The 16,241-nt window shown below is 70.1% G+C and carries 16 protein-coding genes; 4 read left to right on the top strand and 12 right to left on the bottom strand.

From position 1 onward, the window contains the following. Positions 1 to 69 precede the first annotated feature (69 nt). From ACTOQ3_RS00790 to ACTOQ3_RS00825, 8 genes are all read right to left on the bottom strand, one after another. Positions 70 to 1,512, bottom strand: coding sequence for a WGR domain-containing protein (locus ACTOQ3_RS00790; RefSeq protein WP_440081384.1), 1,443 nt, complete (start codon positions 1,510 to 1,512; stop codon positions 70 to 72). Between the two features lie 66 nt (positions 1,513 to 1,578). After that, the gene (locus tag ACTOQ3_RS00795) at positions 1,579 to 2,556 is read right to left on the bottom strand and encodes a phosphotriesterase family protein (protein ID WP_440081385.1); all 978 of its coding nucleotides are present in this window, start codon (positions 2,554 to 2,556) and stop codon (positions 1,579 to 1,581) included. Between the two features lie 166 nt (positions 2,557 to 2,722). After that, positions 2,723 to 3,379 carry a DUF998 domain-containing protein gene (locus tag ACTOQ3_RS00800; protein WP_440081386.1) on the bottom strand — a complete coding sequence of 219 codons (657 nt, stop codon included), beginning with the start codon at positions 3,377 to 3,379 and terminating at the stop codon, positions 2,723 to 2,725. 313 nt (positions 3,380 to 3,692) lie between these two features. Continuing rightward, the gene (locus tag ACTOQ3_RS00805) at positions 3,693 to 4,868 is read right to left on the bottom strand and encodes a 4-hydroxybenzoate 3-monooxygenase (RefSeq protein WP_440081387.1); all 1,176 of its coding nucleotides are present in this window, start codon (positions 4,866 to 4,868) and stop codon (positions 3,693 to 3,695) included. A gap of 189 nt (positions 4,869 to 5,057) precedes the next feature. After that, a complete protein-coding gene (locus ACTOQ3_RS00810) occupies positions 5,058 to 5,804 on the bottom strand; it encodes an IclR family transcriptional regulator (RefSeq protein WP_440081388.1) in 747 nt (248 codons plus the stop codon). 107 nt (positions 5,805 to 5,911) lie between these two features. Further along, positions 5,912 to 6,355, bottom strand: a complete 444-nt coding sequence (locus tag ACTOQ3_RS00815; protein ID WP_440081389.1) for an SRPBCC family protein — start codon at positions 6,353 to 6,355, stop codon at positions 5,912 to 5,914. A 23-nt stretch (positions 6,356 to 6,378) separates the two neighbouring features. Further along, positions 6,379 to 7,284: a phosphotransferase enzyme family protein gene (locus tag ACTOQ3_RS00820; protein ID WP_440081390.1), complete on the bottom strand. Its 906-nt coding sequence runs from the start codon at positions 7,282 to 7,284 to the stop codon at positions 6,379 to 6,381. Then, positions 7,284 to 8,732, bottom strand: a complete 1,449-nt coding sequence (locus ACTOQ3_RS00825) for a helix-turn-helix domain-containing protein (RefSeq protein ID WP_440081391.1) — start codon at positions 8,730 to 8,732, stop codon at positions 7,284 to 7,286. The genes ACTOQ3_RS00820 and ACTOQ3_RS00825 overlap by 1 nt, the downstream gene beginning before the upstream one ends. Positions 8,733 to 8,962: 230 nt before the next feature. Between ACTOQ3_RS00825 and ACTOQ3_RS00830 the strand changes: the two genes are divergently transcribed. Continuing rightward, the gene (locus ACTOQ3_RS00830) at positions 8,963 to 9,247 is read left to right on the top strand and encodes a hypothetical protein (RefSeq protein ID WP_440065807.1); all 285 of its coding nucleotides are present in this window, start codon (positions 8,963 to 8,965) and stop codon (positions 9,245 to 9,247) included. Positions 9,248 to 9,570: 323 nt separating this feature from the next. Next, on the top strand, positions 9,571 to 10,308 hold the full coding sequence (locus ACTOQ3_RS00835; RefSeq protein WP_440081392.1) for a glycosyltransferase family 2 protein: 738 nt from the start codon (positions 9,571 to 9,573) through the stop codon (positions 10,306 to 10,308). A gap of 179 nt (positions 10,309 to 10,487) precedes the next feature. On the opposite strand, the gene ACTOQ3_RS00840 is transcribed toward ACTOQ3_RS00835, so the two are convergent. The 3 genes from ACTOQ3_RS00840 to ACTOQ3_RS00850 all read right to left on the bottom strand — a co-directional run bounded on the left by ACTOQ3_RS00840 (position 10,488) and on the right by ACTOQ3_RS00850 (position 12,471). Beyond that, positions 10,488 to 11,384, bottom strand: coding sequence for a hypothetical protein (locus tag ACTOQ3_RS00840; RefSeq protein ID WP_440081393.1), 897 nt, complete (start codon positions 11,382 to 11,384; stop codon positions 10,488 to 10,490). 259 nt (positions 11,385 to 11,643) lie between these two features. Continuing rightward, positions 11,644 to 12,009, bottom strand: coding sequence for an STAS domain-containing protein (locus ACTOQ3_RS00845; protein WP_440081394.1), 366 nt, complete (start codon positions 12,007 to 12,009; stop codon positions 11,644 to 11,646). 87 nt (positions 12,010 to 12,096) lie between these two features. Continuing rightward, positions 12,097 to 12,471, bottom strand: coding sequence for an STAS domain-containing protein (locus tag ACTOQ3_RS00850; protein WP_440081395.1), 375 nt, complete (start codon positions 12,469 to 12,471; stop codon positions 12,097 to 12,099). A gap of 98 nt (positions 12,472 to 12,569) precedes the next feature. Here ACTOQ3_RS00850 and ACTOQ3_RS00855 point away from each other — a divergent pair, with 98 nt between their 5' ends. Beyond that, positions 12,570 to 13,865, top strand: a complete 1,296-nt coding sequence (locus tag ACTOQ3_RS00855) for a hypothetical protein (protein WP_440081396.1) — start codon at positions 12,570 to 12,572, stop codon at positions 13,863 to 13,865. A 414-nt stretch (positions 13,866 to 14,279) separates the two neighbouring features. Here the strand turns inward: ACTOQ3_RS00855 and ACTOQ3_RS00860 are convergent, their stop codons facing one another. After that, positions 14,280 to 15,620 carry an APC family permease gene (locus ACTOQ3_RS00860; protein ID WP_440081397.1) on the bottom strand — a complete coding sequence of 447 codons (1,341 nt, stop codon included), beginning with the start codon at positions 15,618 to 15,620 and terminating at the stop codon, positions 14,280 to 14,282. Between the two features lie 133 nt (positions 15,621 to 15,753). Here ACTOQ3_RS00860 and ACTOQ3_RS00865 point away from each other — a divergent pair, with 133 nt between their 5' ends. Then, complete coding sequence (locus tag ACTOQ3_RS00865) at positions 15,754 to 16,152, top strand: hypothetical protein (protein WP_440081398.1); 399 nt, start codon at positions 15,754 to 15,756, stop codon at positions 16,150 to 16,152. Positions 16,153 to 16,241 lie beyond the last annotated feature (89 nt).

Below are 16,241 nucleotides of genomic sequence, written 5' to 3' on the forward strand. Positions count from 1 at the left end.
GAGAGGCCAGGAAGGGGCAGTATCTGACAAAATCTCGTCAGTTTTGCCGCCGACAGCCTGGCGGGAAGATCAGAGCAGGCGCCTGATGTCGCCGTACGCCCGGTAGAAACCGCCCCGCTCGGAGAAGCGGACGCCCTCGACGAGATAGCGGGCCCCGGCCTCGCGCACGCCCTTGGGGAACTGCACGTTGCGCCGCACGTCGTAGCCCTCGCTGACCACCCGCACCCGGAGCCGCTCGCCCTCGCGGAAGCACTCCACCACCACGCCGTCGCCGGTGTCGGGGACGGTGTCGAACACCACGGTCTCCAGCGCGGTGGTGGGTTCCACCACCGCCAGCCCGGCGGACGCCTTGACGTCCACGGCCTCGGGGACGGTGCCGTCCTGGGCCGCCCTGATCGCCTCCTCGGTGGCGTCGATGCAGGCCAGGGTGCCGTCGGTGGTCACGATGTAGAGGCGGTCGTCGAGATACTGCATGGAGAAGGCGGAGCCGCAGCCGGTCGCCAGTTTCCACAGGCGCTCGCCGCTCTGGTCGAAGCAGTAGATCGAGGAGTGGTTGTCACCGGCGAAGACGTACCGGCCGCCGGGGGCGGTGGCGCAGGAGAAGACCGTGGCGTCGCAGCGGTAGACCGCCTGGGAGGCGCCGTCCGACTTGCGCAGGCGATGCACGGCGGAGCGCGAGGTTCCGGCGTAGACCGAGTCGGCCTCCTGCCAGCCGAACAGCACCGCGCCGGTGAGGGGCGTCTCCCAGACCGGCGTGCCGTCGGCGGCGTCGTAGCGGGCCACCCCGGTGGAGTGCCCGTGGTAGACGGCCTCGTCGTCGCAGCGGACCATCCAGGCCGAGTCGCCCCTGCCCTTGCGCGCCCACTGGAACTCGTCCTCGTGGTCGATGGTGGTGATCCGCCCCGCGCGGTCGGAGACGCCCAGCACGCCGTCGTGGATGTCCAGCCAGTAGATGTCGACGTCCTCGGCGATCTCGTACGCGACCCTGGGGACCTTGCCGCCGAGGTCGTAGACCTTGCCGTCGTCGGCGCCCGCGTAGATCCAGAAGTCGTCGCCGACGATGCACTTGACCCCGTCGGGCAGCTTGAAGCGGCCGGTGACGGTACCGCCGTGGGTGACGGTGTAGACGTCGCCGCGCTGGTTGCCGACCCAGCAGCGCTCGGAGTCGACGAAGATGCCGAACGCCGCCGCGCCGCTGGCGAAGCGCCACAGCACCGGCGCCTGGGTGGCGGTGGAGCGGGTGCTCTCCACGCTGCGCCGGGTGACCGCGCGGCGCTGGCGCACCCCCTGGACGGCGGGGGCGTAACCCCGGCGGACCTTCTCGTTGATCTTCTTCGCGGCGGCCGCCTCGGCCTTCGCCGCGCTGGCGAACGCCGACGCCTTGGCCTGGCCCGACTCGCCGATGCGGCCGTACCTGATCGTCACCTCGGTTCCGTCGACCACGACCTCGTAGAACTTGTGCGAGCTCCCGCCGTCCTCGGACAGTTCCAGGTAAGTGCTCCGCGCGGCCATGCTCCACCTTCTCGGTTGATCGACTTTCCGGGAGCGTAGGGCAGCCGTACGACAAATAACGAAAAGTCAGGAAAAGTAGCGGCGAGGATTGTCGATCAGCATCTGGTCCACCTGCGCGTCGCTCACCCCGGCCTCCCGCAGGGCCGGGAGCACGTCGTCGTGGATGTGGCCGAAGTGCCAGTTGGGCGCGGCCAGCGGTATGCCGTCGTCCCAGGCCGCGCCGAAGTAGTCCATGAAGCACGCGCTGTCGTGGCTGAGCACCATCCGGTCGGCGTAGCCGCGCTCGCAGAGCGCGACGACGGTGGCGATCCGCGACGCCGTGGAGTTGTAGGCGTCCAGCCCGAAGCGGTCCATGCCGAGCGTCGCGCCGGTGTCGGCCAGCCGCATCAGGTGGTCGAGGTCGTTGGAGTCGCCCGAGTGCCCGAGCACGACCTTGGCCGGGTCGACCCCCTCCTTGACGAACAGGTCCAGGACGACCAGCCCGCTCCCGGTGGAGGGGTTGGTGTGCACCGTGATCGGTACGCCGGTCCGCAGGTGGGTCCGGGCGACCGCCCGGCAGATCCGCTCGACGCCGGGGGTGAGCCCCCTGCTCTCGATCGCGCACTTCAGGAACGCGGCTCTCACCCCGGTGTCGGCGATGCCCTCGACGATGTCGCGGGAGAAGTCCTCGACCATCGGCTCGGGCACGTCCATCATCAGGCCGGGGCCCCGGTGCTCGTACTGGTGCGGGACCTCGTCGAAGGAGTAGATCCCGGAGGCGACGACGATGTTCAGCTCCGGCACCTGGTCGGCCACCCGCCGCACACGCGGGATGTAGCGGCCCAGTCCCCACACGGTCGGGTCGACGACGGTCTTCACGCCTTTGGCCGCCACCGCCCTGAGCTTGGTGACGGCGTCGGCCACCCGGTACTCCTCGTCCCACCACGTGCCCCTGCCGTAGTTGTCGACGTGCTCGGGGGAGAGGACGAAGACGTGCTCGTGCATGAGGGTCCGGCCCAGGTCGGCGACGTCGACGGGACCTCTGACGGTGTTCACGACCGGCATGCGCGTCCTCCGGGGGATGGTCCGACCGGCCGGCGGTGACGTACCGAGCGGTCGCTTCCTGCGAAGGTAGGCCGGTGCACCGGGACCGTCAACCTGCCACGCGGAGCGGACCGCGCGGGAACGTTCGGCCGGGAACGGTCGGTCCGAGCGGACCGCGCGGGAACGGTCAGGCGCGGGCGGTCGCCGGGAGCGGACGGTGGACGCGGCCGTGCCTGGCACCGGCCACCAGCCCCAGCATGGCCAGCACCGCCACCTCGAACCCCACCACCAGCCTCTGGATCACCCCGGCGGGGATGTCGTCGTTGGTCAGGTCCACACCGAGCATCCGCACCACGTACGGGAGGACCACCAGGACCAGCACGCCCAGGGCGGCCAGGCTGAGCAGCCGGACCGGGCGGGCGTACGGGCTGGTCGCGTACCGCCTGGCCAGGAGCAGCCCGGCGACCGGCATCGTGAGGAAGGCCACGAACGCCGCGTACCGGTGGATGCCACCGGACATCGACAGCGGCACGCCGGGCTCGTCGGTCGGGAAGGCGCCGATCAGCAGCATGCACAGGCCCCAGGTCCCGACCAGCAGGGCCACCGCGCGATCCTCGCCGCGACGGGCCAGCATGGTCCCGATGATGGTCGCCGCGACGGAGAAGAGCGTGAGTGACAGGGGCAGCAGCCAGCCGTCCGCCTCGAACGCGTACTCGCTGATCACGGTGTGCACCGGATCGAGACCGGTGACCACGTGCAGTCCGAGCATCGTGACGGCTCCGGCGCCGATCGCCGCGTAGCCGCCGAGGATCATCGTGTGCCGCGTGAACGCCTGGCTTCCCATGCCTCAACGATGGCGACGAGCAAGATCACGGAGTATCGGAGACAGCCCTCGGCCTCCCCTGAACGGTCCCGGATGGCCCCCGGGACGGGGTAGGGCCCGCCCATCGGGGATATTTACCGCTATACGCCCCTGAACTGCGCGAAGGCCCGTAGTGGTAGGGCATTCCCCCTCAGGGTCCCGCTCCCGGGGGCTGTGCCCCGAGGAGCGGCTCGTCCGGGGCACTCGCAGCACGGTGACACGGCCGGCGGAGACGAGTCAGTACAGGGATGAGTCGGTGCGGAGGTGAATCGGTGCGGGTGCGGGCCGGCGGGAGTCACGGGAGGGTTCCGGGGTCGAAGGGCAGGCCGACGTAGTTCTCCGCGAGCGTGGTCGCCGCGGCCTCGGAGGAGGTGACGTAGTCGAGGTGGGAGGTCTGCAGGCGCCGCCCGTAGGGGTCGTCGGCGTCGAAGGTGTGCAGCAGCGTCGTCATCCACCAGGAGAAGTGCTGGGCGCGCCAGACGCGTTTGAGACAGCCGTCGGAGTACGTGTCCAGCAGTCCGGTGGAGCCCGTCGCGTAGAACTCCGCCAGGGCCGAGGTCAGCAGCCGGACGTCCGCGACGGCCAGGTTGAGCCCCTTGGCACCGGTGGGCGGCACGATGTGGGCGGCGTCCCCGGCGAGGTAGAGGTTGCCGTGACGCATGGGCTCGGCGACGAACGAGCGCATCGCCGACAGGTCCTTGGAGATGATCGGCCCCTCGGCCAGCGCGAACCCCGGGACCGTCTCCAGGCGGGCCCGCAGCTCGGCCCAGATCCTCTCGTCCGGCCAGTCGTCGAGCGAGGCGTCCGGGGGGACCTGGAGGTAGAAGCGGCTGATCTCCGGGGAGCGCATGCTGTGCAGCGCGAAGCCCCGGTCGCTGTGGGAGTAGATCAGCTCCTCGGACGACGGCGGGACCCGCGCGAGGATGCCGAGCCAGGCGAACGGGTAGTCGCGCTGGAAGACCGACAGGACGCCCTCGGGAATCGACGGCCGCGAGACGCCGTGGAAGCCGTCGCACCCGGCGATCACGTCGCAGTCGAGGCGCTCGCCCTGGAAGGTGAGGTAGGGGTCCTGCTCCAGCGAGTGCAGCGCGACGTCGGGGACGTCGAAGAGGATCTTTCCGCCGTCGGCCAGCCGCCGGGCGATGAGGTCCTTGACGACCTCCTGCTGGCCGTAGACGGTGATGGCCCGCCCGGGGACCAGCTTCTCGAAGGCGATGCGGTGCCCGGCCCCGCCGTAGCGCAGCTCGATGCCGTGGTGCGGAAGCCCCTCCGCGCGCATCCGGTCGCCGACACCCGCCTCGTTGAGCACGTCCACCGTGCCCTGCTCCAGCACCCCGGCCCGCACGCGCTGCTCGACGTACTCCCTGCTCCGCGCCTCCAGGACCACCGAGTCGATGCCCCGCAGGTGGAGCAGATGGGAGAGGAGCAGCCCGGCGGGTCCCGCGCCGACGATCCCGACCTGAGTTCGCATGCACCGAGCATTCCGTACCGTCCGCCCTCGCACACCGTCCCCTTCCGCTCAGCGGAAAACCCCACCCTGCGGGAGCGGGGGCGGGGGCGGCCGTGAACGTCCGGCGGGAACGGGAGGTACCGGAGCGGGAGGCCGGCGGCGGGAAACACCGGCGACGGGAGACACGCGGCGCGAGGCGGCCGCGAACGCTCAGCGGGGAGCGGCGGCGAGGTCGCGGGAGAGGGCGGCGGCGGCGGACAGCACGGCCGGTGCCAGCCGTCGCGGATCGGCGGTGTGCCGCCAGGTCACCAGCGACAGCGCCGCCACCACCCGGCCGCCCGCCCCCCGTACCGGCGCCGCGACCGAGCAGGTGCCCACCGACATCTCCTCCTGCGTGCGGGCGATCCCGGTCCTGCGGACCTCCTCCAGCTCGGTACGGAGCCGCGCCGGGTCCACCACCGTGTTCGGCGCGTGCGGGGTGAGCTCCCCGGCGAGCACCCGTTCCACCGTCTCCGGATCCGCGAAGGCCAGCAGGACCTTGCCGACCCCGGTCGCGTGCAGCGGCAACTCCCCCGCCACGCGCGAGACGACCGGCACGGAGGTGGGCCCGCGCAGTCGCTCGAGGTACAGTGCCCGGTCGTCGCGGAGCACCGCGAGCTGCACGTTCTCGCGGGTGGCGGCGTAGAGGTCCTCCATGTACGGCAGGGCGAGCTCGCGCAGCTCCCTCGGCTCCGCGGCCTGGGCGCCGATCTGCCACAGCAGCATCCCGACCCGGTAGGAGCCGTCGGGGAGCCGCTCCATGAACCCGCCCTCCACCAGCTCCTTGACCAGCCGGTGGCCGGTGGCGGGCGGCAGCTCGGCCCGGCGGCAGATCTCGGTGAGCGTCAGCCGCACGTCTCCCGGCAGGAACGCGCCGAGGATGGCCATGACCTTCCCGGTGACCGTGGGCGCCCTCACGCGCCCCAGCCTAGGTCCTGGCCCGCGGATCCCGCCGTGCCGCCCGTGACGGGACCCGTGACGGGACCCGAGGCGGCATCCAGGGGAGGGAACCCGGGGGCCGGAGCCTAGGGAGCGGAACCCAGGCGGGAGGCGAGGACCCCGGCGCGGGCGAGCTGCACCTCGCGCGCCTTCCTCGCGGCGTAGCCCAGCAGCGGCCTGACCCAGGCGTGCACCACGAGGATGTCCTCGACCTCGGTGCCCCCGTCCTTCTCGTTGAGGGTGAACCGGTAGTCCAGGCGCACCCCGCCGGGGCTGTCGACCTCACCCTCGACGGTCCGCGGCGTGCTCCGCAACGTCACCTTGATCATGTTGTCGTACTTGACGAGGCCGAAGAATCTGAACCGCTCCACCGAGGTGTAACGGGTCTCGGCCTCGCCCCGCTCGACGTCCTTGACGGCGACCACCATCGGCGAGAGCCCCACGTAGCTCTGCGGCTGGCTCAGATGGGCGCGGAGCGCCTCCGGGGTGTTGCGAACATGGAAAGTATTACGCAGAGTGACCTTTGGCATACCATGCCCCCGTTTTAAGATCTTTACTGGGAGACAGTAACGGGTTCGGCCATGTACCAGCGGGCATGTTGCTCACCTCGGGTGAGGGAGTCCAGCCTGCGGGGAAGCTCGCGCCGGGAGAACGGGTCGGCGGCGGCGTTGCGGATGTGGATGCCCACCGCGTAGATGTCCCTGACCTCCATGAGAGTGGAGTATCCCGGCCAGGAACGCAGGTCGCTGCCGTACGCGTCGGCGAAGGCGTCCACGTCGGCGGCGGTCAGGCCGAAGCGCCGCTGGCCGTGGTAGGTGTGGACCAGGTCCCACTCGCGGGGGCCGACCGCGACACCGTCCCAGTCGCAGAGCACCACGTGACCGTCCGTGCAGCGCAGCAGGTTGTCGATCCACGCGTCGCCGTGCAGCAACACCGGCGCGTCGTCCACGCCGAGGTCCGACCAGCGCTCCGTCAGCTCCGCGATGCGGTCGCGCAGCCAGGCCCGCTGGCAGGAGGTGAGCTCCTCGGACCGGTCCACGGCGCGGCGCACCTCGCACAGCGGGTCGACGAAACGCCGCAACGCCACCGGCGGGACCGGCAGCAGGTGCAGGCTGCGCAGGATCTCGCCCAGCTCCGTGGTGGTGGGACGGCCGCTGGCCGGAACGTAGTGCCAGAAGGTGACGACCCTGCCCTCGTGCACCACGGGCTGCTCGGAGATCTCGTCGGCCGGGCGCACCGCGGGAAACCCCTGCTCGGCGAGCCAGCGCGCCACCGCGAGGACCAGCGGCAGCCGGGTCAGCGCGTTGGGAGCGGTGGCGATCCTGACCACGATCTCGCTGCGCAGCTTGAAGACGGCGTTGCTGCGCACCCGCAGCAACTCCGCGTCCCTGTGGTCGATGCCGAGGTCCTCGCAGACCTCCCGCAGGACGGTGAACGCCTCCTCGGCGAGCGCGTTCATCAGCCGACCGGCGCCGCGCCGGTGACCAGGTCGTTCAGTCGTCGCACCGCCGCCGCCCTGTGCCTGGTCTGCGGCACCTCCGACAGCAGCGCCCGCGCGCGGTTGAGCACGATGGAGGTGCGGTGTTCCGGCGGGACCTGGAGCAGCGCCTTCTCCGCCAGGTGGCAGGCGTCGTCGATCTTGCCGTCACGGACCAGGTGCGCGGCCTGGTCGAGCAGGAGGAGGACCGGGTCGATGGCGTACGGCATCGAGGGCCCGGCGGGCCCCGGGTTCCAGTCGACGTCCTCGCCCAGTTCGATCAGGGTGCCGATCCGGTAGAACTGCAGCCGCCGCTCGGAGAAGCGGAACGCCAGGTGGTCGTGGCCCTCGGGGGGCATCCTGGCGAAGATCCGCTCCGCCTCGGCGAGCGCGATCCTGGCGGCCTTGTGCTCGCCCATCCGGGCCAGTGCCCGCGCCTCCGCCGCCGCGCCGAGCGCCGCCGGGGAACTCGGCGCGCTGCCGGCGAGCATCCTGGCCTCGCGGGCCAGTCGCACGGTCTCGGCCAGGTCGCCGTAGTAGTAGGGGAGCATCGCCTGCTGCGCCCGGACGAGAGCGCGCAGCCGCACGTCGCCCATGTCGTCGGAGGCGTTGCGCGCGGTGCCGTACCAGGCGTGGGCCTGGCGGGTGTCGCCGAGCTTCATCAGCGCGTCGGCCGACAGCAGCGCCAGCATGACGGTGGCGTTGAGCAGGCGGCGCTGGGCCATCGCGGGCTGGCGGGCCAGCGAGAGCATCCGGACGTCCGACAGCTCCAGCATGAGCCGGTAGAGCATCGGCAGCGGCGCGCTGCTGATGTACTCGCGCCGGTAGCGCAGCACCTGCTCGTCGAGCCGGTCGAGTTGCTCCTCGGAGACGGTGGCCAGGGCGAGCGTACGGTCCAGGTCCTGGCGGGTCCGCTCGACCTCGGCCAGCAGCCGGCCGGTCATCACGGACTTCGAGCCGAGCAGGGCGTGGTGGAACAGCGCCCGCCGCTCGATGTCGTCCTCGGACCGTTCCCGTTCCTCCGTCTGGTACGGCGCGCGGGCCTCGCCGCCGGAGACGACCACGACCTTGGTGCCCCCGCCGTCCTCGCAGTAGTCTCCGGCCAGACCCAGTCTTACGGCGTTCGCGCGGTACAGTCGGGCCAGTAGATCGATGGTCTGCGGGCGCGGCCGTGCCCGGTTGTTCTCCCAGGCGTTGAGCAGGTCGATGCTGGCCCGCGCCTCGCCCAGGTCCTGGCGCTCACAGAGCTCCTCCAGTTCCTGCACGGACTGCCTGGCCGACCATCCCCTGGCCAGGCGGTGTGCCTTGAGCAGGCTCGCCCCGCAGCAGCCGTGGATGGCCTGCGCGGTCTGCCAGTGGGTCCACTGCCTGGACGCCGCCTGCTCCCGCCACCGTCGCGCGCACGCGGGGGAATGCTCACCTCGGGCCACGGCGCCCCTCCCGGTCGCTGTTTACACAACATTAACAAACACGCACCTCAGCGTAAACGCGGCTGTGCGCGACGTTCCTTTTATTCGCGGTTTCTCCACGGAACATCAACGACTTTCCGGTCTATTCCACTGTTCCCGAGGGGGGTTGCGGGGGGACCGATTGCCTCAAGTGCCACAAAACCGCACTCTGCAAAGAAGCAAGTCACGAGTGTCCGCCAGGAGTGATCCGGATGATGGCAGAGCACGGCCAGGGCATCGACCACCTGCGTCGGTTGGCCGCCCAGTTGGAGGCGCACGCCTTCCAGGTGCGGCTGAGGTCGGCCGCAGGGCTTTATCCACGGCTTCATGTGATCAACCCCATGGCCCCCGCCAGGACCGAGGACGTGCTCGCCGCCCACGAGGAGGACGGCGAGTGGTGGTTCTGGCTGTCCTGGGCGGGGCGCATCGGCCACGCGGAGGACGTCGCGACGGCCGCGGAGCGTGTGGCCAGTGTTCTTCATGTGATACGGAGATAGGTGATTCTTGGGCCTGGCATGGGTAACACCCGGTGATCAAGCCCAGAATGGAGCGGCACCGTGAAAAGGATCCTGGTCGTGCAACGTCCGCGTCCGCCCCGTGAACCGGTGCCGCTCGATCTGCGCAGCCCCTCGGGTCGTACGCTCCCCTTCTGACGACCCCCGGCGATCCACATCGGGTCGCGCCTCCCCTTCGGGAACGGTTGGCGAAGAGACCTTCCCGCCGCTCCCAAGGGGAGGTCAACAGGCACGATCCTCCGTCACCTACGGGGTTGCAAGAGGCTTTCAAGCGTTCTGCAGGCGGTTCGGTAGACCTTGTGACCATGAACAGCGCCCCCTTTGCCTTCAGTGTCAGCGTGGTCGTCCCCGCCATGAACGAGGCCGAGAACCTCCCCCACGTCTTCGCGACCCTGCCGTCCTGGATCGACGAGGTGATCCTGGTCGACGGCAACTCCACCGACGACACGGTGGCCGTGGCCAAGGCCCTCCGTCCGGGACTGCGCGTCGTCAGCCAGACCCGCAAGGGAAAGGGCAACGCTCTCACCGAGGGTTTCGCCGCGGCGACCGGTGACATCATCGTCATGATCGACGCCGACGGGTCCACCGACGGCCGGGAGATCCACGCCTTCGTGACCGCGCTGGTCGAGGGCGCCGACTTCGCCAAGGGCTCCCGTTGCGCCCCCGGCGGAGGCTCGGACGACATCAGCCCGATCCGCTCGCTCGGCAACACGGTGCTGACCAAGATGACCAACCGGCTGTACGGCACCCGCTACACCGACCTGTGCTACGGCTACAACGCCTTCTGGGCCCGCCACCTCGACGCTCTCGACCTCGACTGCGACGGCTTCGAGATCGAGACCCTCATGAACATCCGCGCCGCCCAGGCCGGTCTCGTCATCCGCGAGGTCCCCAGCCACGAGCGCAGCCGCATCCACGGCGCCAGCAACCTGCACGCCGTCCGTGACGGTCTGCGGGTGCTCCGCACCATCCTCCGCGAGCGCGAGGGACGCGTCGGCGGCATCCGGCTGCGGCAGGAGCACGCCACCCACGCCACCGCCTGACCCGCGGGGAGCTCCCACGGAGATCGGGCGGACACCGGCGCACGCCGGTCCGCGCCGTCGGTGTCGCCGTGGGGTACCGGCGCCGGCGTCACCCCGCCCGCACGACGATGATCGGCTCCCCGGTCTCGTCCCCTTCGAAGTACATGATCCATATGTCGCCGGAGGCGACGTCATGGTGATCACATGGGTTCGTGACGGGTTTCGCCGTGACGGTGTACCAGGCGAACGCCTCGTTTGCCGTAGGCCTCCCCGGCCGCCTCGAGCATCGGGCGCGCCCCGTCCTCGGGTGCCCAGCAAACGGGCATCCGGCCAACGCCTGCGCTCGACGGATACACGTAGGCCACCCCGACCGTTTCCGCGGGTTCCCCGGATTTCTCGCAGATCGAGTGACTCGACGTCTGCCAGGCGCCACCACCCGTACAGGGTGTGGGCCCGTCTACGTCAAGCCCCTGCGTGCCACCGCAGTCCCTGAGGGAACCACGCCATATGGAGTCACATGTCGCGGTCTGCCGGAAGATGCCGTCCTTGAGATCCCGCAGACAGTTCGTTCTCATGGTGAGACCGAAGGCGCACTCGTTCGGGGAAAGATCCTCGTCCACGCACACGAGATACCTGTCGAGAAGGCCGGAGCAGCCGACCCTCAGCGTGTGACACGAACCGAGAACCTCGATGTACGTCGAGCAGAACGGGTCGTCGCCCCGCCTGTCGTCGCGACACTCGTAGTAGGCGTCCCGTGCCTTCACGCAGTCGAATCCACCGGCCGGGTCGAAGGTGAACGGACAGCGCGCGAACTCTCTCTCACCCGCGGCGCACACCTCGTCGGACCGGACGGGAGTTCCCGTCCGGCACGACAGATAGGACTCGAACGACGCGGCACAGGCCTTTCCGTCGTTGAAAACAGCCCGTTCTCCGAACCTGCATCCCACCTGGACGATCAACGCTTGCCGGCACAGCGTGGCGGAGGTCACAGAGGTCTTCGCCGGATGGCGCTTCACGCAGGTGTCGTATCCCGGGACCTTCGACCGGCAGTCCACCCCTCTCGGCCCGTCGCCCTTCGGGCAGACCTCTTCGGCCACGGCACCTGTGTCCGGGTCGTTCAGGGAATGCCATGACGGCTGCGCCCGCGGGACCGTCGGAGGCGTCGCGGCCGTGGAGCAACCGGCCAGGACGACAAGGGCCATGAGTGCCACCAGCACACCCCGGATCCGCGACCTCGTGACCATGCACCCTCTCGGCCGGCCCGTGCCCGGCGCCGGCACGCAGACACGGGACGACTCTGCCGGACCGTCCCACCGAGATCAAGAGGCGCCGTCGCACCCCGTACGCGCCGGAGCCTCAGGCGACCTCGAGCGCGTCGGCCACGGAGGGGAACACCTCGAACACCTGGATCAGGCCGGCGAGGTGGAGCCGCCTGGCCAGGTTGCCCTGAACGCCGGTGAGAATGACCCGCACCCCCCTGTTCAGGCCCTGGTGGCGCACCTGGAGCAGCTCGCCGATCCCGGAGGAGTCACAGAAGGTCAGGGCGGACAGGTCGAGGATCAGCATCGGCGAGGGCAGGGAGTCCCATGCCCTCCCCATCTCCTCGCGCAGCACGGACGTGTGGTAATGATCAAGCTCTCCACTCGCCCGTACGACGAGCGTCGTACCGTGCAGTCCGGATGTGGCGGTAAAGACCGTCTCCGGCTCATCTCCCATGAACATGACCAACCCTCTGACCGACCCTTTGCCCAAGCAACAGTAACTGTCCCATACGGTACGGATCGCCCTGGTGCGGAGAGGCCCGGCCGTTCACGTCGTCTCGGGAAACGCCTCCACCGCCTCTTCGACCGTGCGCCGGGTGTCGAACAGCTCCGCCACCCCCAGACGGCTCAGCCGTTGCCTCATCACGGTGGAGGGGCCGACGAGGACGAGGGAGCCCGCGACCCTGCGGACGCGGGTGAGGGCGTACATGAGCACGCCGTATCCGGTGGAGTCGCAGAAGGTGACCTCGGTGAGGTCGATCACCAGGCGCGGGTGGTCCATCGCACCCAACGCGGCGTCGGCCTGCTCCTTCAGCAGCGGGGAGGACCCGTAGTCCAGTGCCCCCACCGCGTGCAGGGCGGTGAAATGGCTGTGCTTGTCGGCTCGGACGCGGAATCTCTCGTCCCTCTCAGCCTTCGACATCGGCATCCTCTCCCGCCTAAGTCCCCGGTGCCCCAGCCAGGCGGTTCTAATCATCGCGGGCACGGCCGGACGACGAAGGCATGCGGAACAATGGTGGCATGCTGAAAGCGCGCCCGGTGGCGGTACTGGTCGTCGGAACGCTCCTGACCGCCGCGTGCGGCGCGGCCCCGGCGGCGCCCACCGCGACGCCGGCGCCGGGCGGTACGGCCTCGCGGACCCCAGCCTCCCCCGGCTCCACCTCCCCGGGCCTCACGCCGCGGGACCCCTCGGCGAGTCCGGTGGCGACCGGGGCGGTCGCCGCGTCCGCCGAGTGGACGGCCGTGGGGGGCGCGAAGCTGTCGGGCGGCACGGCGCTGCTCGACGTGGCGGCGACCGGGCCCCGCGACGCCTGGGCCGTGGGATACCAGGACAGCGCCGAGGACAGGGAGGGCACGCCCGCCGTCCTCCGCTGGAACGGGAACCGCTGGCGGGAGATGCCCCTGGGCGAGGAGGCCGGAGCCCACCACCTGGAGGGGGTCGGCGCGGCCGGGCCCGACGACGTGTGGGTGGTGGGCAACGGCCCGAGCGCGCTCGCCGCGCACTGGAACGGGCGGGCGTGGGCTCCGCACCGGCCCTTCGGGGTGGCCGAGGACTACCGGCTGTCGGACGTCACGGCGAGCGGCGGCGACGCGTGGTTCACCGCGAACGGCCCCTCCGGCGCGGTCGTCCTGGAGTGGGCGGGCGGCGAGTTCCGCAACGCGCTGAGCACCGGGGGCACCTTCGAGGCGATCACCTCCGGGGCGGGGCACGTCTGGGCGGTGGGAACGAGCGAGACCCGGACCCCGCTGGTCTGGCACGGCACGGCCGGATCGTGGGAGAGCCTGGAGACGCCTCCGATCCCCGGCGGCCGGCTCAGCCAGGTCTGGCAGGTCTCGCCGTCGGAGGTGTGGGCGGTCGGGCAGGTCTCCGCCGCCCCGGCGGCCCGGCCGGGGACGCGACCGGAGGACGGGACCGGACCGAGCGCCCAGGCGGAGACGCCGCCGGACGCCCGGGCGGGCGGCGAGGAGACGCGGCCGCTCGTCATGCGCTGGGACGGGACCCGCTGGACGCGGGTCGAGGTGCCGGTCTCCCGGGGGAGCCTGCACGGGGTCACCGCCTCCGGCCCCGGTGACCTGTGGATCAGCGGCGTCGACGCCGATCACGCCGGGCAGGTGCTCATCCTCCGCTTCGACGGCACCGTCTGGTCACGCGAGTACGGTCCGCTGTTCCGCACCTACACCACCACCCAGCAGTACGACGAGACCGACGACGTCGGCGGCACCGGCCTGACCCGGGTGCCGGGCACCGGCACGCTGTGGGCGGTGGGCTCGGTCGGCGTGGGCGACGACGAGAAGGCCTTCGTGCTCCGCCGCTGATACTCGCCGCTGATCTCGTCTCCGAGGTCGCGGCCCGGCCGCCTCGCGCGGCGCCGAGGTCGCGGACTTGGAACACACGGTGTCACTGCCGGAAACATGAGCCGCTTACTGTGCGGACATGGCGGGCTATTACTCCCAAACGCTACGACAAGGCCCTCGACGACACGACCGGGACGCCGGAGGGCAGACCTCCGCCCTGGACACCACCCGGATCCGCGCGCTCACACGACCCCTAGAACCCCTGACCCCACCCCAGACCTGCGCGCGCTTGGTAAAAAATCCGTGAAAAAGTCGGTCAGGTGACGTAGTCTCTCTCAAACTCCAACAAAGAGGGAGTATCACATGAAAAAGGTTCTTATCCTCCAAAAGCCCCGGCCGCCCCGGAAACCCGTCGCCCTGGACCTCCGTACGCCCTCAGGACGAGCGCTGCCCTTCTGAGAGGAACAGCCGGTTGACGAACCAGAGGGCCACTCCGATCACGAGCAGCACTCCCGCGCGGACGTAGACGTCCACGCCCCTGCCGGTGATCGGAAGCACCAGGACGAAACAGACCACCGCCCCCAGGACCGGCATCCAGCTCGGCGCCCGGAAGTGATCGTGGTCCACCCGGTCCTTGCGGAGAACCAGCACGGCCACGTTGACCAGCGTGAAGACGCACAACAACAACAGCACCGTGGTGTCGGCCAGGCCGCCCACGTCGCCGGTGGCGACCAGCACCGCCGCGACACCCACGGTGAAGACGATGGCCACCCACGGGGTGGACCTCGTCGGATGGACCGCCGCGAAGACCCCCGGCACGATCCCCTCACGCGCCATGCCGTAGACCAGGCGCGAGGCCATGAGCATGTTGATCAGCGCGGTGTTGCCCACCGCGAGCAGCGCGATCAGGGCGAACAACTTGGGCGGGAACGCCAGCCCGGCGACCTTGACGACCTCGAGCAGCGGGCCTGACGAGTCCGTCAGCGTCTTGGTGTCGACCAGCATGGTCGCCGTGAACGCGACCCCCATGTAGATGATCGCCGCGATGGTCAGGCCGCCGAAGAGCGCGCGGGGGAAGTCTCGCTGCGGCTCCTTGGCCTCCTCGGCGAGGTTGACCGAGTCCTCGAAGCCGAGCAGGGCGTAGAAGGCGAGGGCCGTACCTCCCAGGACGCCGAGGAAGGCGCCGTTGGCCGGGTGGAACTCCAGGGCCCGCGCCGGGTCGCCGTCACCGGACACCAGGGCGAAGATCCCGATCGCGATGATGACCAGCAGGCCGAACGCCTCGATGATCGTCAGCACCACGTTGACCTTGATGGACTCGGAGATCCCGGCGAAGTTCACCAGCGTGATCAGGCCGAGGAAGATGAACGCGCCGACGACGACCGGCAGCGTGACGAACTCCTCCAGATAGTCGCCGCCGAAGGCCCGCGCGGCCGCACTCGCCGAGGTGATCCCGCTCATCAGCACCGCGAACGCCACGATAAAAGTGACAAAGGGAATATTGAACGCTTTATTGGCATAAAGCGCAGCACCGGCTGCTTGAGGATATTTGCCGACAAGTTCGGCATAGGCGGTCGCCGTCAGCGCGGCCAGCACGAAAGCCACGAGGAAGGGCACCCACAGCGCCCCGCCGACGTGTCCGGCGACCTTCCCGACCAGGGCGTAGATGCCCGCGCCGAGGATGTCGCCCACCACGAACAGAAGGAGGACCCTGCGCCCGATGACCCGCTTGAGCGAGTGCTGACCGGAACCGGGATCGACGATCGCCTCAGCCATGCCTCGCCCTTACCCACCGCGGGGGCGAAATCACGTCAGGTCACACGAGTCACTGTTGTAAGTGCCATGAAAGTGATCCGCAAGGAACCCTGCCTACAGTTCCAACTGTCACGAAATGCAATGAAAGGCAGAAATGTTCCGCGCCCTCTCTTCCCGCCGTCTCGCCGTCGCCGCCGCCGCGGGAATCGCTCTCATATCGATGACCGCCGCCTGTGGCGCGTCGTCCGCCAACAGCGCGGTCTGCACCGAGGCCGCGTGGTCGAAGCCCTTCGCGGACTTCACCACCGCCGCCGCGGCGAGCGCCGGTGACCTCAACAAGTACAACGACGCCACCGCCAAGCTCGCCGCCGACCTCAAGGCGCTGGCAGGCACGGCCGACGGCGAGGTGGCCACCGCCCTCAACGACCTCGCCACGTCCTTCGAGTCGGTCAAGATCGACCCGAACGACCCGGCCGCGGCCGCCACGGCCGCGGGATCGCTGGCGACGAAGGCCCAGGAGGCGAGCACCAAGCTCGCCGCGGCCTGCTCCTAGGCGCTCGCTCCTGGACGAACCCGTCCACCGGACTCGTGCCCCCTGGTGACAGGAGGCACTCCGGGTACGGCCGCCGCCCCGCCTGCGGG

Source organism: Streptosporangium sp. LJ11 (assembly GCF_051918945.1).
GTDB lineage: Bacteria > Actinomycetota > Actinomycetes > Streptosporangiales > Streptosporangiaceae > Streptosporangium.